This window comes from Rhodoblastus sp. 17X3 (assembly GCF_030056575.1).
Taxonomy (GTDB): Bacteria; Pseudomonadota; Alphaproteobacteria; order Rhizobiales; family Beijerinckiaceae; genus Rhodoblastus.
The window spans coordinates 94775-113130 of sequence record NZ_JASHHX010000005.1 but is presented as its reverse complement, the minus strand read 5'-3'; the positions used below and the strand labels follow the sequence as shown (position 1 = coordinate 113130).

Annotated in this window: 18 protein-coding genes; 10 read left to right on the top strand and 8 right to left on the bottom strand. The window is 58.8% G+C overall.

Annotated features, from left to right (window positions below; translation table 11 throughout):
* The first annotated feature begins 474 nt into the window (after positions 1 to 474).
* Positions 475 to 1389, top strand: a complete 915-nt coding sequence (locus tag QM467_RS07160) for an IS1595 family transposase (RefSeq protein WP_283365620.1) — start codon at positions 475 to 477, stop codon at positions 1387 to 1389.
* A gap of 650 nt (positions 1390 to 2039) precedes the next feature.
* Positions 2040 to 2834 carry a hypothetical protein gene (locus QM467_RS07155; protein ID WP_283365619.1) on the top strand — a complete coding sequence of 265 codons (795 nt, stop codon included), beginning with the start codon at positions 2040 to 2042 and terminating at the stop codon, positions 2832 to 2834.
* A 64-nt stretch (positions 2835 to 2898) separates the two neighbouring features.
* On the opposite strand, the gene QM467_RS07150 is transcribed toward QM467_RS07155, so the two are convergent.
* Positions 2899 to 3102, bottom strand: a complete 204-nt coding sequence (locus tag QM467_RS07150) for a hypothetical protein (RefSeq protein WP_283365618.1) — start codon at positions 3100 to 3102, stop codon at positions 2899 to 2901.
* A 249-nt stretch (positions 3103 to 3351) separates the two neighbouring features.
* On the bottom strand, positions 3352 to 3609 hold the full coding sequence (locus tag QM467_RS07145) for a hypothetical protein (RefSeq protein WP_283365617.1): 258 nt from the start codon (positions 3607 to 3609) through the stop codon (positions 3352 to 3354).
* Between QM467_RS07145 and QM467_RS19910 the strand changes: the two genes are divergently transcribed.
* The 6 genes from QM467_RS19910 to QM467_RS07120 all read left to right on the top strand — a co-directional run bounded on the left by QM467_RS19910 (position 3517) and on the right by QM467_RS07120 (position 7802).
* Positions 3517 to 3771: a hypothetical protein gene (locus QM467_RS19910; RefSeq protein WP_446737746.1), complete on the top strand. Its 255-nt coding sequence runs from the start codon at positions 3517 to 3519 to the stop codon at positions 3769 to 3771. The two genes, QM467_RS07145 and QM467_RS19910, sit on opposite strands and share 93 nt — an antisense overlap.
* A gap of 42 nt (positions 3772 to 3813) precedes the next feature.
* Entirely contained in the window at positions 3814 to 3957 is a 144-nt protein-coding gene (locus QM467_RS19820; RefSeq protein WP_342395105.1) for a hypothetical protein, read from the top strand.
* A gap of 20 nt (positions 3958 to 3977) precedes the next feature.
* Positions 3978 to 4184 carry a hypothetical protein gene (locus QM467_RS07135; protein ID WP_283365616.1) on the top strand — a complete coding sequence of 69 codons (207 nt, stop codon included), beginning with the start codon at positions 3978 to 3980 and terminating at the stop codon, positions 4182 to 4184.
* A gap of 240 nt (positions 4185 to 4424) precedes the next feature.
* The gene (locus QM467_RS07130; RefSeq protein ID WP_283365615.1) at positions 4425 to 4550 is read left to right on the top strand and encodes a hypothetical protein; all 126 of its coding nucleotides are present in this window, start codon (positions 4425 to 4427) and stop codon (positions 4548 to 4550) included.
* Positions 4551 to 5159: 609 nt separating this feature from the next.
* Positions 5160 to 5633 carry a hypothetical protein gene (locus tag QM467_RS07125; protein WP_283365614.1) on the top strand — a complete coding sequence of 158 codons (474 nt, stop codon included), beginning with the start codon at positions 5160 to 5162 and terminating at the stop codon, positions 5631 to 5633.
* Between the two features lie 75 nt (positions 5634 to 5708).
* Complete coding sequence (locus QM467_RS07120) at positions 5709 to 7802, top strand: sigma-54-dependent Fis family transcriptional regulator (RefSeq protein ID WP_283365613.1); 2094 nt, start codon at positions 5709 to 5711, stop codon at positions 7800 to 7802.
* A gap of 289 nt (positions 7803 to 8091) precedes the next feature.
* Here the strand turns inward: QM467_RS07120 and QM467_RS07115 are convergent, their stop codons facing one another.
* From QM467_RS07115 to QM467_RS07090, 6 genes are all read right to left on the bottom strand, one after another.
* The gene (locus QM467_RS07115; RefSeq protein ID WP_283365612.1) at positions 8092 to 8958 is read right to left on the bottom strand and encodes a transporter; all 867 of its coding nucleotides are present in this window, start codon (positions 8956 to 8958) and stop codon (positions 8092 to 8094) included.
* An 84-nt stretch (positions 8959 to 9042) separates the two neighbouring features.
* Positions 9043 to 10674, bottom strand: coding sequence for a molecular chaperone GroEL (gene groEL, locus QM467_RS07110; RefSeq protein WP_283365611.1), 1632 nt, complete (start codon positions 10672 to 10674; stop codon positions 9043 to 9045).
* A 131-nt stretch (positions 10675 to 10805) separates the two neighbouring features.
* On the bottom strand, positions 10806 to 11174 hold the full coding sequence (locus tag QM467_RS07105) for an MmoB/DmpM family protein (RefSeq protein WP_283365610.1): 369 nt from the start codon (positions 11172 to 11174) through the stop codon (positions 10806 to 10808).
* Positions 11175 to 11188: 14 nt separating this feature from the next.
* Positions 11189 to 12247 carry a toluene hydroxylase gene (locus QM467_RS07100; RefSeq protein WP_283365609.1) on the bottom strand — a complete coding sequence of 353 codons (1059 nt, stop codon included), beginning with the start codon at positions 12245 to 12247 and terminating at the stop codon, positions 11189 to 11191.
* 50 nt (positions 12248 to 12297) lie between these two features.
* Entirely contained in the window at positions 12298 to 13359 is a 1062-nt protein-coding gene (locus tag QM467_RS07095) for an NADH:ubiquinone reductase (Na(+)-transporting) subunit F (RefSeq protein ID WP_283365608.1), read from the bottom strand.
* 146 nt (positions 13360 to 13505) lie between these two features.
* On the bottom strand, positions 13506 to 15173 hold the full coding sequence (locus tag QM467_RS07090; RefSeq protein ID WP_283365607.1) for an aromatic/alkene/methane monooxygenase hydroxylase/oxygenase subunit alpha: 1668 nt from the start codon (positions 15171 to 15173) through the stop codon (positions 13506 to 13508).
* Positions 15174 to 16878: 1705 nt separating this feature from the next.
* Between QM467_RS07090 and QM467_RS07085 the strand changes: the two genes are divergently transcribed.
* Complete coding sequence (locus QM467_RS07085; RefSeq protein ID WP_283365606.1) at positions 16879 to 17196, top strand: hypothetical protein; 318 nt, start codon at positions 16879 to 16881, stop codon at positions 17194 to 17196.
* 24 nt (positions 17197 to 17220) lie between these two features.
* Positions 17221 to 18336: a WD40 repeat domain-containing protein gene (locus QM467_RS07080; RefSeq protein ID WP_283365605.1), complete on the top strand. Its 1116-nt coding sequence runs from the start codon at positions 17221 to 17223 to the stop codon at positions 18334 to 18336.
* Positions 18337 to 18356 lie beyond the last annotated feature (20 nt).

The following is an 18356-nucleotide window of genomic DNA, read 5'->3' as shown; positions in this document are numbered from 1 at the left end:
GACGGCAAATCCCTAGGCAAGGTATGACAAATGGCCGCCTGACTTAACGAAGGGGCTATGGCGAGGGCGTTGGGCTCAGCACCGACGAATTGACGGCATGCTGCACCAGCGCGGATCATCTCTGCTTTCTTCTTACTTTAACGTGCGCAAAGAGAGCATTCAGGCCGTCCGCATTCTGAAAAATGTCAGTGGAGTGGTTCCCGCAATTACTTTTAGGTCCGAGGACGAAGGCAAAAAGTGATTGAGCTGACTTTTTGATGCCAACAAGAAAGCGTGGCCCGGCAGTCGTCTATTGCGCGAACTGGCCGAGGGCGGTCCTAAAGGCGCGGAAGAGCCGAATCGCGGGATCGAGTCGAACTCGGGCCTGTCTCGCGAGCGCCCCATTCCAAGATACAGAAATTTCTGGGGACTATATACGTGCTTGACCCATTGTACCCTTTGGGGTAAGGTCGTCCCATCGGGGGGAGACAAGCCGTGGTCACGAATTTCGACAGCCTCTTTGATCTGATGGACGCCTTCAAAGACGAGGAGGCTTGCATCGACCATTTGCGCGCGATCCGCTGGGCTGATGGCGAGTTCTGCCCCCACTGCGGCGGCAACAAGATTTATCATTTCAGCGACCGCAAGACGTTCAAGTGTGGAGAGTGCAAGGCGCGGTTTTCGATCAAGGTCGGGACGATATTCGAGGACACGAAACTGCCGCTGCGCAAATGGTTCATGGCGATCTGGCTGATCACGAACCACCCGAAGGGCATTGCCTCTGTCACGCTCGCCAAGGACCTGAAAATCACTCAGAAGTCCGCTTGGTTTGTCCTGCACCGCCTGCGCCATGCCGCCCGCACGAATTCTTTCAATGCGCCCCTCAAGGGCGACGTTGAGGCCGATACGACCTTCGTTGGCGGCAAGGAGAAGAACAAGCACGCCGACAAGCGCACTCCCGGTTCGCAGGGCGGAGCCAACAAGGCGGTTGTGCTCGGCGTTGTCGAGCGCGACGGCGAGCTTCGGGCTGCGCACGTTGATGACGCCAAGGCCAAGACAATTCATGGTTTCGTGAAGGCGAATGTCGCCGCTGGTTCAAATCTGATGACGGACGAGGATCGCTCGTTCCTCGGTCTGGACGGCGAATACAACGTTCATTCGGTCAACCATTCCAAGGGCGAGTACGTCCGCAATTTCGTCCATCATACGAACGGGATCGAAAGCGTCTGGGCGCTCTTGAAGCGCCAGATCGTAGGCATCCATCATTGGGTTAGCCCGAAACATCTCGACCGCTATGTGCAAGAGATGACTTGGCGCTACAATCGCCGCGACATGAAAGTGACGCCGCGCATGAACGACCTGTTCGCCTGCGTCGAAGGGCGCCTGACGTACAAGGCGCTGATCGCATGACGAACAAGGGAAAGAAGATGGAGCCGCCACTCAAGCTCGATATGAGCTTCGGGGAGGCATTGGGCCGATTTGTCCAGACGGTTCCGAAAGAGGTTGACGAAAGCATAGAGCGGTCCAAAACGAAAAAGCCGCCGCAGGATGCGATCCAGCGACGGCCCCGGAAGTCTAAAGACTAATCGAAGCGATCAGCCGCAGCAGCGAGAATGAGCACAAACGTGCTCAAGCCGCCCAAAACGAATCCGCACATAAGCGCGGACCCGATGACAAGCGCGGGCGCAGGCCATCGTGGCTCCTTTCAAAAAGGAGTTGCGGATGGGCGGCAGGCGTGCGATTCTTGAAGTTGGAACCTGCAAGAGATCGAGCCTAACCGCCCGGTTGCTTTGCCACCATGAAGGCCAGTAACCCGTTGCAACCGGGTTTCTGGCCTTCTTAGTTAGTCTCCCCTGGCACCGGTGGTTGGCGAAGGGGCTTATCAAGTCTCACCACAAATCCTCCTTTCCGGCGAACTGATTCGCGCCTTCACAGTAAGGCACGAATAAAGGCGTGCGTCTAGTTTGCTCGTGTTTGTTTTCCGAATTACGCAAACACTTATTGCGGGCAAAGGCACGTTCCGATATGTTCCTCCTATCAACAAGGAGGAGGATTCCCTCATGGCAGGCGAAACGGTCAATTTTGACGAAGTAACCCGTGCGGCTTCTCCTCCCGAGGAGCGTGAGCGCTCGACTATCGTGTTCCCGTATCTCGACCTTGACGCGGGCGTGGAAGTGGCTGCTGCGATCTATCGCGCCCATGGACTCGGGGCGTGCGATCTCGACCATCTTGCCGCAGAGCTGGGGCAGACGGTAAGCGGAGCCTTCCGCTTGAAAACCGGTACGGCGAAAACCTTCGGGCTCTTGGAAAAAGATTCACGCAGCGCGATGAAGCTAAGCCCGCTTGGGCGCCGCATTGTTCTGCCGGAAACGGCCCCGGATGCGCGCGCAGAGGCATTTCTTATTGTGCCATTGTATTCAGCGATTTACGAGAAATACCGTGGCCATCTCCTGCCGCCTGCGAAGGCCCTTGAAAGGGAAATGGCGGCATTCGGCGTTTCGTCAAAGCAGACTGACAAAGCTAGGCAAGCCTTTGAGCGGTCTGCGCGTCAGGCCGGGTTCTTTTGGAAGGGAGAGGACAGACTTGTCAGGCCCAAGACAGAAACTCTCCCACTGCCCGATGAGGCGCCCGCCATTGTTGTTTCACCAGAGAAAGACAGCGCCAAATCAGGCGGCGGCAGTGGTGGAGGCAACGGCATCGATCCGTTAATTGACGCCCTGATTCAAAAGCTACCATCAAAAGATGAGGGGAAAGCTTTCTCTATCGACGACAGGATTATGTGGCTTCAAATGATGGCGATGGCTTTCCAGATGACTTACGGCCAGACGGATGCGATCAGCGTGGAAAAGAAATAGGCGTGGTCATTCGAGCGTGACTTAGCCCGGCCAAGCGCCGGGCTTTTTCATGCTAACCTTTAGATCATCCCCAATTAATTTTTTCATACGGAAGCGCGCGCTTCTCAAGTTCGGCCTCGAACTGGTCTGCTTGTCTGCGCCATGCTGGAAACGAACGAACTCCGTAAGGCTTCTCCACGCTTTGGCTCTGATCGTCGGTTTTCATCGCCTCCTGGATCAGATCGTGAAGATCGCGAAGGGATTGATCGCTCAATTCTGGAATGTTCATTTCGAGCCTCGTTATTGAGGCTTCAATCTGACCGATTCGCGTATACGGTTCAATAGGTCACACACGTATATAGGTCCCAAAACAATGACGTAGGTGTTCGCAGTTTTATCCTGAGTGGCACGCCAATAAATCAATAAGTTGTTTATGATCTTGCAGTCCCGGTGAAATTCGTGGCTACCGCATGGCTGCCAATCCTTTGTTCAGCGTTCGGCTTTCAGATTTGCGTGCAATCCGTCGAGTTGCTTTCCGCTATTGGCGGGTGGCGTTACTTCTGGCCGCTAAAGCACGAAGAATGACCGCCTTCGGCGGATAGCGGAAGACGCCCGCCATCGCCGGTAAGGGCAAATCTTCCGCAACGAGACGCCGGTCTAGCCGCGGAAAAAGCCGGAACAGGGCTATCACCTCACCGAAGACATCACCGACGACGCGATCACCTGGATCCATCGCCAGAAATCCATCGCGACCGACAAGGCGTTCTTCATTTACTTCGCCTCCGGCGCCGCCCACGCCCCTCTCCATATCCCCAAGGAATGGATCGACAAGTTCAAGGGGCAGTTCGACCAGGGCTGGGACAAGGTCGGCGAGGAGACCATCGCGCGCCAGAAGAAACGCGGCGTCGTTCCGTCGGATACGATCCTGACGTCCCGACCAAAGGAGATCGAGGCCTGAGACAGCCTGTCGCCGGACGCCAGGCGGCTTTATGCGCGACACATGGAAGTCTTTGCCGGCTTCCTCGCCCACACCGATTATCATGTCGGCCGTCTTCTCGACGCCGTGAAGGCGCTCCCCGAGGGCGACAATGCGCTGATCATCTACATCGCGGGCGACAACGACCGAGCGCCGAGAGCAGCCTGACAGGCACGCTCAACAATATGATGACCCAGAATGGGGTTCCCGACACGGTCGAGGGCCAGTTGCCGCATATGGACGAGATCGGCGGCCGGCTGCACGCGAACCATTACCCGGTCGGCTGGTCCTGGGTCGGTTCGTCGCCTTTCCAATCGAAGAAGCGCGTGGCTTCGCATTTCGGCGGCGCCCGCAACGGCATGGTGGTCTCATGGCCGGCGGGCATCAAGGAGTAGCGCGGTCTGCGCACGCCGTTCCACCACGTCATCGACATCGTTCCGACGATCTACTAAGCGGTGGGCGTGCAGGCGCCGACCAAGGTTGACGGCGTCGCCCAGAAGCAGGTCGCCGGCGTGAGCACGCTTTACTCATTCAATGACGCTGCGGCGCCGACGACCCACCATGTTTAATATTACGAAACCGGAGGTCGCCGCGCGATCTATCAGGACGGCTGGGTCGCCACGGCCTTTCATGGCGTGCCCAGGGTCCTCACCGGCTTGCATGATTCCGCCCAGGACAAATGGGAGCTCTACAACGCAGCCAAGGACTTCTCGCAGGCCCATGATCTCGCCGACAAGGATCGTCACGTCGACTTTGATTAATTGCTCGATTTCGATGCAACCGGCCAACGCACGCTCTCTCCCCGGAAAACCTGGCGATCCGGTTGAGCGAGAGCTTGCGCGCCGCCGTCGCCCCAAAGAGGCGGTCGTGGCCCATGATCGCGTCGGCTCGACCGACGACTACGGTGAGCTGACGCGGGCGCTGAAGACGTTGATCGGCGTGGCGGTTGATTGCACTCGAGGGTCGATGTAGCTTCAATGACGAATTGCTCATCTCCGCCATTGCCTGATCTGCAAAGCCAGCGTTTGGGGAGGCGTCATGGAGCAGGGGCCTGCGATTCTATTGGGGGCCTCTTCGCGCCGGATGAGGCGCACACGCTCCTGATCAGGTCTGCTGGTTCGGCAACCGTCACGTTGATCCGGCGCGCGGGGGGCGGCCGGAATGGCGATGGCCTGGGAAGCGGCCGATTGCAAGTTTGTGCGGATCTCCCCTTCCAGCTCCGGTCGCCCCGCAGTCAATGGTCGAGGATTGTAGTATTTGAATAGCCCACACCGCGCGCAATTATGGATTATTATTGCCGTGCGTGATGCTAAAGTGAAGAAAAAGCGCCCCCGCTTGGTCGGAGAGGCGCCGTGTATCGGGAGGAAGCCATGGTTGAGATCATCGTGAAAAGCGACGGTCCGCGTCGCGAAGACGTGCCGTTGAAGCGCTTCTTGCGCGAGAACCGATCCACAATCACCCGCCTGGCGGACCATCTGAGCAATGGGAATTATTCCGCATCCAAAGTTCAGCAAGAAAAGCCGCAGGCCGAGAACCACATCATCATGGTGGGCGGCGGGGGTTTTGCGGCGGCCGAGATTTGCGCCCGCGTGCGTTCCACCCGGAACGGGCGAGTTATCGCCGTCGATGAAAATTCGGGAAAGCAACTGCATCATATTGGTCAGATCGCCCGAAAATACAACGACACGCTCTTTCTCCTGGTGACGAAGGCCAACGGCTTCTTCGCTCCAGTTGACGATGAAATCGCGGGTTCCCTGTCTGATCTCGATGGAACGCCAATCCGGAGCGAAAAAGACGAAGAGGAGATCGTGGCCGAAATCGGCCGGCGTCTCGGCATGGTTTGACGGCGGTCGTGCATGCGGCCGCCAGACAGGCACGCGAGCATCAACTTACGACTTCGTTTTTAAGGCGCCGACGATATGAAAAAGGACGTGAGTGCGAACTGCGACGAGTGCAGCGTCCCCTCGGTTTTCAGGTCGCCCGCACTTTGCGCGGGCGTTGACAAGGCCAATGGCGGCTGTCCTTACGAAGAGGGCGTCACCATCGACGCCTGGGAAAATTTCGTGTCTGGAGGCGTCACGCCAAACGACGATGCCGTCGCCATGCGTCCTGTGATCCAGAACTCGTGGAGCCGCAGCGCCACTTGCGGCATTGACGCAAATGGCTCGTATGCGCCCCTAAGCGACAATCGTGACGAAATTGAATATATCAGGCACTCCAATTCGGAGTTGCGGACAGCGGCGCGTCGTTCAATCGAAGCCGTTGGCAATTTGCTTCATGGTACGGGCGCCATGTTCATCCTGGCCGATCGCAATGCGGTCGTGCTCGAGGCGGTTGGAGACCAGAAGACATTGTTCAACGGGATGGATATCCATCTCACGATCGGAGGCCAATGGCGCGAGGACTCTGTCGGCACGAATGGAATCGGAACTGCGCTCGCGACGGGCGAGCCGGTTTTCGTTCACGCTGCGGAACATTTTTGCTCCGGCATCAGAGGGTGGACCTGCGCGGGCGCGCCTATTCACGATCCTTTGGACGGCGCCATTATCGGCGTTGTCGATCTCTCCGGTTTTTCTCCGATCTTTCGCCCGCATAATACGGCAATGGTCGCCGCTGCAGCGCGCGATATCGAAAACGCCCTGATGGAGCAGCAACGGGCCGAACAGACGAGACTTCTGGAATCGTTCATCGCCTCCGCACCGAGCTACGCGCAACGCGATGGACTCGTCATCGTGGACCGCCATGGCCGTACGATATTCACCAACAACCTGCCTGCCCGCGTCCTTTCTAACGAGACGGGCGGCGCGACGCGGTTCGAGCGCGGCTCCAAGGTCTTGAGCACGCTGGCGAACATCACCGCGTTGAATAGCGCGCTGCCTTCTGACTTGCGCGATTCCTGCCACGTGACGCCGCTCAACCTTGGCGGAAATTTGCGGGGAGCGGCGCTGGTCTTTCCGTTCAGCGCGACGGCTGTCGGGCGACGGACATTCGCGGTTCCCGCGCTTGCGTCGGGCGCGCAAACGGACGCGGCGTCTTTGATTATAGGACGAAGCGACGCCATTCGCGAAGCCGTCGACGTCGCCAGTCGCGCGGCTCAATCAAAGGATAAGATCGCCTTGCTGATTGAAGGCGAAACCGGCGTCGGAAAGGAACTATTCGCCAAGCTGGTGCATCTGCGCAGTCAAAAGAGCGCCAGTAGCCCATTCGTTGCTTTGAATTGCGGCGCGATTACACGAGAATTGTTCGGAAGCGAGCTTTTTGGGCATGTCGGCGGGGCGTTCACGGGAGCCGCGAAGGAAGGGAAGCTCGGCGTGTTTGAACTTGCCAACGGAGGGGTGCTCAGCCTCGACGAAATTGGCGAGCTTCCGCTGGACATCCAGGCTTTTTTGCTACGCGTTCTCGAAGAACGTGTTGTGCGTCGCATCGGCGATAACAAAGACCGCCCGGTGGATATTCGGCTGGTCGCTTCGACCAATCGCGATCTGAAGCTCGAAATTGAAGCGGGACGCTTCCGCCGAGACCTTTATTACCGCATCGGCGCAGTCTCCATCAGTGTCCCGCCGCTCCGGGAACGGGGCGACGACATCTTGTTGTTGCTTGAACATTTCAGCTGCAAAACCGCCGAGCAGATGGGACGGGAGAAGCTGCGCTTTTCACCTGAAGCGTTGTATGTGTTGATGGACTATCGCTGGCCTGGCAATGTGCGCGAATTGAGAAATCTTGTCTCTCGTTTGCACTTGCTCGTGCAATCGGACCTGGTTCGTTGTTCGGATTTGCCGGCAGATATTCTTTCCTCGCCTAAGCTCGAGAAAAAGAAAGAAGAAATAGCTGCGGCAGATTGCAGCCTCTCAAGTTCCAGCCTCGAATTCGCTGAGCGGGAGGCGATTAGATCGGCGCTTCTGGCGGAAAACGGCAATCTGAGCCGGGTCGCACACAGGTTGGGCATTTCAAGGCCGACCCTCTATCGAAAAGTAAACCAATACGGCATCCGCCGCAGCATTTCTTTGACATAGCGGCCCGTTATCGTCGCGCGGAAGCCCGGGCGCCTCACATCCAACTTGCCTGACAAGGTTCGTCGGCGGTGGGGCTCAGTAGCCGTTTGCGAAATAGGGGGGAGCGGTTTTACGGTCGTCGAATGATGCGGCGTCGCGTCAGGCGGCGCCCTGGCGCAACCGGACCGCAGGCGAATCCGTTCGGGAGGCGGCGGGAAATAAAAAAAGCGCCGATACAGGTTCCTGCATCGGCGCCAGTCTGCTCTCGGGACGTCGAGCGCCTGAGTCCCGGGAGCTCCCGGAGGGCGACTCAGTACTTGGCGGCGACGGTCGTCGGCGCCGGAGGGTTCCAAATCGCAAAGATGATATTGCTCCAAAAACGCGTGTCGTAACCGCCGTAGTTCGATTGGCAAATGTCGCGCGTCAGTTTGAGTTGGACGTCGACCGGTCCGAAATTATAGCCGACCAGTCCGCCGACAGCGAACTGGCTCTGCCTGAGATAGCCCGCATGCGGGCTGCTCAGATCAGTCGAACCATATGCGATGGGACCGACCTCCCATTTACCGAATGTCTTCGTCGCCGTGAGGTCGTAGTTGAACCACTCTGGAGCATTGTATCCTGGGCGATTGCCGCTCCGGCCGGTGCCGTAAACCGCCGTCGCGGTGAGGTTCCAACCGTCCTTCAGATAGCTGAACGAGGCGATCTGCATGAACGACGCGAAATTGTAGGAGACGCCGATATTCGTCAATTCGCTGTCGACAGGCAGATAGACGTCCTCGTGAATGCCGAAATTGAATCCGTTGCCGAGGTCCCATTTGAGCCTCAGTTCCAGCAGCGGATTCATCACGCCGGACTTGTTCAAGCCGACCGGGTTGTCGATGCTGACTTGCGCCACGGGAGTCGCGACGGCCAGGCCGACTTGTCCGCCGAGGATGTGGTAGGGCGTCGCCCAGATGAGCCAAGCGGGAACCAGTGCGCCGACATCGGTCGCCGGATTAGTCGAACGGCTGCCCCAGGTTGGAATCGTGACGTCGTAGACGCCTTCCGGCAAAGGCGCGCCAAGCGCCAGGCCGGTCGAAACGCCGGGCGGCAGTTCCGAACCCGCGAGTGCATTGCCGGCGTTCAGCAGCAAGAGGCCAGCGGTCGTCATCGCTCCCGCAATTTGGTTCAATTTCATGTTGTTCCTCCCTTGAAGAAATCGAAGCCCGTTAGAGGCCGATCGATTGCCAGCGTTGAGTTCGCCGCTTTTCTTGGAGCGCGCTCAGGCGCGCCCGAGCTTTTCCGCGCCGCCGCCTCGGCTCGGTCCGGCGGTCGGATCGACGTCGATGGGCAAATCGGCGACGAGGGTCTCTGTCGTGAGGATCAGAACGGCGACCGAAGCGGCGTTGCCGAGGGCCGCGGTGGTGACGCGGACGGGATCTATGACTCCCGCCTCAAACATGTCCTGGAACACGCCGCGCGCCGCGTTATAGCCGTAGCCCGCGTTTTGGCCCGTGGCCTCGGTGACGACCTTCTCAATATCCGCGCCGGCGTTCAGGGCGATCTGCTTGAGCGGGCAGGTCAGGATTGACTTGACCAGCCTGACGCCCTCAGCGACATCGCCCGCGGCGCTTGCCAGGACCGGGTCGAGAACAGGACCGATCTGCGCGAGCGCGGTCCCGCCGCCCGCGACGACGCCTTCCTCCGCGGCGGCGCGCACGGCGTTCAGTGAATCCTCCAGCAATTGGACGGTGCGTTTCTGTTCGACTGGCGTCCTGCCGCCCGCGTAAAGCACGGCGGCGCCGCCCGAGAGCTTGGCGACGCGTTCGCGCAACTTGTCCTGATCGATATTCGGCGCCGAGACGTCCAATTGCCGCTGAACCTGAGCCCGGCGGGCGACGACCGCCGCCGCATCGCCGCCGCCGCGAATAATCACGGTATGGGTCGCGCTGGTGCGCACGCTCGCCGCTGAGCCAAGGATTTCCTCGGTGACATCTTCGATCTGGCCGCCGAGGTCGCGGGCGACGACCTGTCCCCCGGTCATGATCGCCATGTCCTCGAGCAGCGCCTTGCGCCAATGGCCATATTCCGGCGGATGAACGACGAGATATTTGCCGACGCCGCTTTTGCTCACGAGGTTGACGATCACCTCCGGAGAAACCTCCTCGGCGACAATGAGCAGCGGACGACCCGCCGCATCGGCGATGGCGCGCGCCTTGTCGAGGGAAGCCGGGTCCTTGATCTTCAAATCGGTCAGCAGGATGAACGGCCGCTCCAGAACGGCTTCCATCTTTTCCGGATCGGTGACCATGTGGTGGGACAGATAGCCGCGGTCGAATGACATGCCTTCCAGAACATCGAGCGTCGTCTCGGTGGTGACGCTGAAATCCGCGCTGATGATTCCGCTAAGGCCGACCCGCTCATGCGCCTCCGCGACCAGCGCGCCGAGCTTCGGATCGGTGGCGGCGATGGTGGCCACCGCCCGCAATGTTTCGGGGTTGTTGGCCGGCCTCGCCGAAGCCTTGAGGGCGGCGACCACGGCCGCCACGCCCAGTTCGATGCCCCGGCACAAGTCGACAGTCTTCGCTCCGCGCCCAGCCGCCGCATTGCCGGATTGAATGAGCGCATTGGCGAGCACGATCGCTGTGGTCGTGCCGTCGCCTGCGACTTCATTCGTCTGCATCGAGACTTCGCGCACGACCTGCGCGCCCATATTCTCGAAACGGTCTTCCAGCTCGATCGACGCCGCAATGCTCACCCCGTCGCGCGTGATGATCGGCGTGCCCACGGGCCGGTCGATCATCGCGTTCATGCCCTTGGGGCCGAGGGTCGGAACCACGGCGGCGGCAAGGCGGGCGACGCCGCGCGCCAAAGCCTGACGCGCGTCCGAATTATGCAGCATGATCTTAGGCATAGAAGCTCCTGCCCGCCGCGGGGCTCCGGGCGGATTGGTTTGGCGAAACGGGAAATGCGCATTTCGGTCTGCCGGGAATTTGGAACCCGCCAGGGTGGCGGCCGCTCCGAAGAGCGGCCCGCCGGATTGGCTTAGATGTATTCTTCCATTTCGGTCATATCGCCGAACAGGATGATCGTGTTGTCGTCGACCCGCACCATCCGCCCGTAATGGGTGGAGGCGTTCACTTCGAACATCTCCGCAGTCATCTCGCGACCGAGATAATCGGAGATTTCATCCATCTTGAAGATCAGCTTGCCGACGCCGTCGATGCGGATCAGCGCCGGCTGATACGTGATGATGACATCCGGCTTTTGCGCCATGAATTCGGCGATGGCGCGGGCCTCGACGGAGTCGCTCATCGTGACGCCGCACTGATGCGAAATCGTCTCTTCAAAAGTGATGGTGTCCATCGTTTTGAAAATATTGGCGTGCGACGAATCTCTCGCTGATGTGGACATATTGTTTGACTCCCTTAGGCCTTGAGGCCGAGTTCGCGAATGATCTGTTCGAAACGCTCCTGCCGTTTGGCGTGCGCCTCGGCGTAGGAAACGGGCTTGGAATGCGGCATCGACCACAAGGGCTGCAGCGCCGTGGCCGCCGCATCCGCGAGCGCGCGATGCTTCTTCAGCCAGCCCTGGAACAGGCTGCGGTTGTGATCGCCATATTGGGCGTCATTGACCAGCAGGTAGGCGAGGTCGATCGTGTTGGCGAGGTTGCGCTCATAATCGCCTTCGGCCGCCGAAATAACCGATGGGGTCATTGAATCCTTGTTGGCGGATCCGACGGGAATGAAGAAGCCGGAGCGAACGAGTTCGCCGACGAGCGGTTCGAACACGATATTGGTCGCGAAATATTGTTCGAGATAATCGGTGGCGCCCATGATCGACTCGACGGCCCGGCGAACGCCTTGCCACATCGGATCTTCCAGCCACGCCTTCTTGCCGACCTCGTCGCTCCAGCCGGGAATATCCAGGCCGATTTCCGCAAGGAACAGCGTGATGTCCTGCGCCAGCCGCAGCTTGTACGACGAGTTGGTCAACGTGGCGTTGTTGATCATCTGCGTGTAGCCGTAGCGCTGGGCGTGCATCAGCGAGGTCCCGAGGCCGAACTCCGCATGTTTCCACGCGCCGAGTTGGGTCTGGAGAATGCCGAGCCAGGCCTTGTCGAACGTCGACGGCGTTCCGGCCTTGCGGCCGTTCGCGATCACGCCCTGAACCATGACCTCGATGCGGGACTGGCGCTGGTAATGCGTCCGTTCCCATTCCTGATCAGGCGCCCGGAAGGCGTGCCAGTTCGAGCTCTTGGCCGCAGTGTTGTCCTTGACATAGGCGCCCTTGCCATCCGCGAAGGAAATGATCCAGTCCTGGATGAGATAGCGTTCGGGATCGGGCTGAACATCGACAGTCACGTCTTCGTAATGCGTCGCGCGATTGGCCCTCGGCTGGAAATACCGGTATTTCCGGCTATCGGAGTCCGCGAATGTCGCGGCTCCGGCCGCGCCGGACCCGACCGAACTTGAAGTGGCAGCCATCGTTTAAACTCCCTTTCGTTTGTTGCTTGGCTTTGCGTACGACCTGCGCCTCAATGTCCTGCTGGAGCGCCGGAAGATGTGGTGAAACGGTCGAAGAAGACTCGCTCGGACTCAAAACCGTTCATGAACAGAACGGGCTGCAGCGCGTCGATCATCGGCGGCGGCCCGCAGGCGTAGACATCGCCTTGCCCATCGATCCCGAGCTCCTTGAGCCGCGCGTCGACACGCTCGTGTACGAAGCCGCGCTCGCCGGTCCAGGCGGCGTCATCGCCGGCATGGGACAGGACGGGAATGAAATGGACGTTGGGCCGTCCATCGATCAGACCGGCGATGCGATCGAGATGGAACAGGTCATCGCGCGTCCTCGCCCCATAAAAGAAATAGACGGGACGATCTTCGCCGCTGGCGAGATGATCGTTGAGGATCGACCAGACCGGCGACATGCCCGATCCGGCGCCGACCAGGATCAACGGGCCATCGCGATTTTCGCGCCTGAAACACGATCCATAAGGACCGACGATCGACACTTCCGCGCCGAGTTTGATGCCGCCCGAATCGAGCTCGCCGGAAAATTTTCCTTCCGGATATTTCTTGATGATGAATGAGAGTTTCCGCGTTTCCGAAGGCGCGTTCGCCATGGAAAATGAGCGCGTAATCGTCTCGCCCTGCGAGGTCGAGACAGTGATGTCGACATATTGACCGGCCCAGAACTTCATCGAATCGCTGAGGTCGATTTCGATGCCGCGAATGTCGTGCGTCAGCTTCTCGATATGCGCGATCTTTCCGCTGAAGGTTTTGACCGCGATGGATTTTGAGAGGACTTCTTCATCGTAATTGAGCAGTTCGATCTCAAGATCGGAATAGGCGCGAGCGCGGCAAAGGAGGATTTGGCCGCTGTCCTTTTCGCCGTCGTTCAAGGCGAAGGTCGAATATTTCAACATGTCGACTTCGCCGTCCGTCAGGATGCATTTGCAGGCCGAACACTGACCTTCCTTGCATCCATGCGGCAGCGCGATGCCCTGGCGGAACGCGGCGTTGAGGAGGGTTTCGCCATCGTTGACCTCATATTCGACCCCGACGGGCGTGAGGCGAACTATATGGGTGCCGCTCATAGAAATTCTCTCCCAAACCTCGGCTTTCGACAGGCGAAAGCAGGTAAACTCTTCTTGTCCGGCCAACGCGTTTCAGCGCGGCGGTTCGTGATTCCGGTTGGATGTGAGCGGCGCGGCGGAGAAACGCCGCCGCGCCGGAATGCGCCTTAGTTGAAGGCCTTGATCTTGAAGCCCGCGCGATATTCGGCGAGATGCTTCTCGCGATCGGCGGGGGTCATCGCGCGCAGGGTTTCGAGCGGCGAAAGCAGGGTGTGGCCGCGCACGTCGTCAAGCGTCCACATGTCCTTGTCGTCGAAACGCAGATGCGGCTGCGGCACCAGCGTCTTGCCGTCCGAGCGGACGAAGTTGAGGTCCTTGATCGCATCGGCGAGGTCCCAACCATGATAGACCGATTCCCATTCGCGCTTGCCGCTGAAGCGGCCCATCGCGGGCGTCGGGCGACCCTGGAATTCGCCGGCGAAGGCCTCGACGGCCGTCCAGCGATCCAGCTCATGCGCGAAGGTGTGCAACTTGCCGTCGATCTCGTCGACCACCATGTCCTCGCGGATCAGGCAGGGAACCAGGCAGCTCCAGCAGCGATGCGGGTAGACGTATCCGGTCTCTTCATTGAAGGTGATGACCTTGCTGCCAGGCTTGCTGAGCTTGTCATACCATTTCCAGAAGTCGCCGAACTCCGCGTACCAGCCTGGATATTTGGCTTCGAACCATTCGAAGTCGGCTTCCCGCTGGGCTTCGATGCGCCAGAAGTTCACTGGCCAGCCGACCGCGAAGAACTGCGCGACGCGGTGGACGTAGTGCTTCTTGGTGATGCGGTTCCACGCTTCATGGACGTCGTCATGATGGACCTTGACGCCGTATTTCTCCAGCGGAAGCATGTAGGTGCGATAGTAATCTTCGAAGATCCAGCGGTGCCACATTTCCGCGTAGGATTCCTTGTTTTTGTCGCGGTTGGTGGTGCCGTATTCGATGATGGTGCCGATGGCCGCGTCGACGATCGCATGGTTCTGCCAGAAGGCGTAGCGCAGATCGCGCTCAAGCAGCAGGTGGTTTTCCGGCTCCTTCAAAGCAGCCATGAGCAGGGAGTGGCCATTGCCGATGTGGCGGCTTTCGTCCGACTGCACGGAGAGGAACACCGTCGGCAGCGCATAGTCGCCGTTGCGCGCGGCCTCGGAGGGCATCGCGACGAAGAGCGTGTTAGTGAAGGCCGTTTCGGCGACGACCGTCAGATACATACACGCCGAGGTCATGACGTCGCCGGTGATGAAGCCTTCACCGAACTGGCGCCCGATCGTGGTCGCGTAGCACTTGCCGAAGGCTTCCTCGGTAATATCGAACCCGGCCGGGTCGATATAGTTTTCCATGTACCACTTCTTCAGATTCATCTGGATGGTGGAGTGACGAAATTCGTCCACCATCTGCATCGTGAAGCCGGTGCGCAGTTCTTCGCCCGGCGCAATGCGGGCCACCATGGCCATCGAACGCGCGGCCGAAATCTCGGGGAAGGGAATGATGCCGAGGAACAGCTTCATCCATTCGACCCAGCGGGGCTCGACATTGCGGAACATGTCGCCGCGCAGGGCCGCGTCGAGCGCGCCATAGACGCGATTGTCCTTTTCTTCCTGCGTCGGGAAATAGGAACGCAGAACCTGCTTCATCGGGTCGCGCGGCGCTTTGGTGATCTTGTAATCGGTGGGAAAGGTCATCGCTTCCTGGACATAGGAGGGATTCCAACCCAGATCGGCGATTTTCTTCGTCGCCTCTCCCACCGAAATTCCGCGTTGAGAAGTGATTTTATTGAGGGTGATAGCGTTCATTTCTTACTCCCTTTTGGTCCTTCTATATCCCCAGCTTTGAAAGCCGGACATCACTGCCTCTAAACAGCTTTGCGCTGGTTGAAGCAGTAGCTTATTCGCGTAGCGTGTCCTGATTGAACACAGGACAAGCGGCGCATATTGGAATCTGTGTTCGGAATTACGACGTCGATCGCGCGGCGCGCACGCGATCAGCTTCCATTTTCCATCCCATCGTATTTTATTTATTTAACCGCGTTTAAGACGGCATCTTCGTTCGAGCATCTGTTAGCAACAGGCGTGCCAAGTGCAAAAATATCGCGAACACCAATAGAATATGGGTATGTGGATGAAATATTATCGGTTGATGAGCTCCGTATGTAACGTTTCTTGACACTTGTAATTCTGCCAATGCGGAATCGTTACGTTAGCAATTGCGGAATAATTGTTTTTGCATCGCAATATTATTGTTCCCGGATTTAACTGTGTGCGGCCCGTGTGGTTTAATGGGCGAAATGGAGCGGCTCCGGCGTAGCGCGCGACTTGTCATTTATTGGCAATGCGAGTCAGCGCCAAAGACGGAAGCCCATCGTTTGCATGCGCCGGTTTCGAGTTTTGTTCGGCGCTTTTTTTGCGACGACGCGCGGTCGAATTCGTGCGTGCAAATGTGTGCGCGGGCAGCGTCACAGACGTCCCCGTCAACGCCACCTCTGCAAACGCGATCCGGATTGACGAAGGCCTCGGTTTCGTCAGCGGGCGCTTGGGCAGCCCGAGCTCCGACCGGCGCGAACTGCGGCTCGCATGGACGCCGAATTGAACAGGCTCCGGCGAATGTCTGTTGATTGCGACGGCAGCGAAGACAACTTTTCTCGCAGTTCTTCCTTTGTGGCTGGCTTGCGCGCCAATGCAATGCCGCTTCCGGGAATGTGAGCAAGTGTCGCGCTGTCGGTTTCACCGGTCAAAATCAATTCGGAAAATCGACGGCCAGCTGGTCGCGCGAGTTCTTTGACGAGTTGCGGCCCGTTCATCCTCGTCGGCATGCTCGCGCTCGTTCCGCGTAACGTGACAGCCGTGTATTTCGAATTGGCGCGCGCCAGGCGACTTCTTGGCTGGCGCGCGCCTTCACGATCGTCCTTGGGAGGGTAAGGGCGATCAGATTGTTTATCTGCCGGGTTCCGTCTCGAAATCCGGCAGGGACGAGTAAGGTTTGGCCCCCTCGTCCTTGTTCGTGGCCACGATGACTTTCAAATCTTTCCAGCTGGCGACGACGGCGGTTCGGGACGCAACCGTTTGGCTGCCGCTCCTTTCCGTCCTGGTGCTTTTATTGCGCCGCGTTTGACGTGATTTCTTTACCTGGGCTTGAAGAGCAATCGACATGCCAAGCGCTGAATGCGTGGAATTGCTTGCAATAAGGAGGGGGTGTATAGATGTTTTACCGTTACACATGTAACGTTTTTTTACAATTGTAAATCGAGCGCATGTAATGCGCGCGCGTTTTTCAATATTGCAGTGCAATATTATTATTTTGTACTTGAAATGATGGGCAAGTGCTTATATTTTGATTTCTGGAATGGGGCGGTCGGCTGGGATCTTTGTGGGTCCTTTAACTGGATCTCGGGTCAAGGCCGAGGGTTGGAGCTTGAATTGAGGCTGGCTTGAGTGATCGGGCCCGTTTCGATGGCTGCGCTCGATCTCATGACGATTCAAGTATTTGCCAAAGGAGTTGCTGATGACGGATTCCGGGCCGGCGAGCCGGAACATGTTGATGCGTCGCCTGCAACTGGTCGGTCAGGCTTGTCAAATCAACGCGCAGTTACAGCGCCTTCAGCAAGCGCAGGCGGGTCTCGATTTCGAAATGCAGCGTTGCGAATTGGCGTTGGAGGCTGGCTTGGATGTTGCGGAGGCGGCCGCCGCCGTGATCCAGGCCGAGCGTGTCGCTCATGAAATTCGACGCGATCGGATGAAGCTCGAACTGGAGATGGATTCGGTAGAAGCCGAAATCAAAAAGATCGACGGCTTCTTCAATGGCCTCGCCAAGGATTCATAGAGAGAGCACGAGTACGGGGCAATCATGAACCAGCACATAGGCAATGAAGCGAGTATGTTTGAGTTGATGGGGCGGCAGTGGAGCGTTCAATCGCCCGTGCGACAGATTTGCTTCGGCGCGGATCGGTCAAGCATTGCGTTTTTGCTGGATGACGGCTCAATCCGTCTCGCCGAGGCTGCGGATAACGATTCCGCGGAAGCGCGAACCCGCATCGACACCGAGAGCGGGCGGATGACAATCAGGCGGCGCAAGGAGCGCGTGCGTCCGCTCGTCGTCGTGGGCGCTCCGGCGGAAGGTTCCCCGATCCTCACGGAGGGGATCGATTCCGAATATCTGATCGGGCAATCGGATGGCGAAATTCGCCGCATGGGCGCGGATGGCCGCATTTCTCCGACCGGTCTGAAAACGGGAGCGCCCATCGTCGCGATGGACTGTCGTCAAAAGGACGGTCGCTTGGCGTTTGCGACGCCCGAAAACATCACTTTGGCGAGCGGCTATAATGTCTCCGGATCCTTGAAGGCGGATGCCGCCTGCGCTCTGAGGATCTCTCCCGACGGTGCGCTGCTCGCCTGCGCAATTCCCGATCACATCGTGATTTTCGACACCCTGGGCGCTTGCGAAGCGCGCGCCCGCTACGCTCTTCCGGCGAAGCCGACTGACATTATCTGGAGTCCGAATGGTTCCTGGGTGAGCGTCGCTCTTGAAACGTCCGGCTTCGCGCTCATTGATCTGGCGCGCAATCGATTTGGAGCCATCTCCGGCTTTCCGTCGGCGGTGCAATCGATCGGTTGGGCGCGACAGTCGGACAGATTGTTCGCATCCGGGGCATTCAGAATTGTCGCGTGGTCGCTGGCGCATCCACCTTTCGATGGCGACCACTCGGGGGCGCTGGAAACTGGTCGCGCTCGCCTCGTTGCAACTCGGTGTCTCGCGGTCAATCCTCGGAATGACGTCGTCGCGGTTGGTTATGAAAATGGGCACGTTATTCTCGCTCGGCCCGGTTCCCGCGACGAACTGATTGTCGGAGCGTTCAAGAGCGGCGTGACATCCCTCGCGTGGTCTTCCGATGGAAAGAGTCTCGCCGCGGGAGGGCGCGACGAAGCGGCGATCATCGGATTCCCCCCCGTCATGTTCAAATAACGTCCAACCCCAAGGAAAAC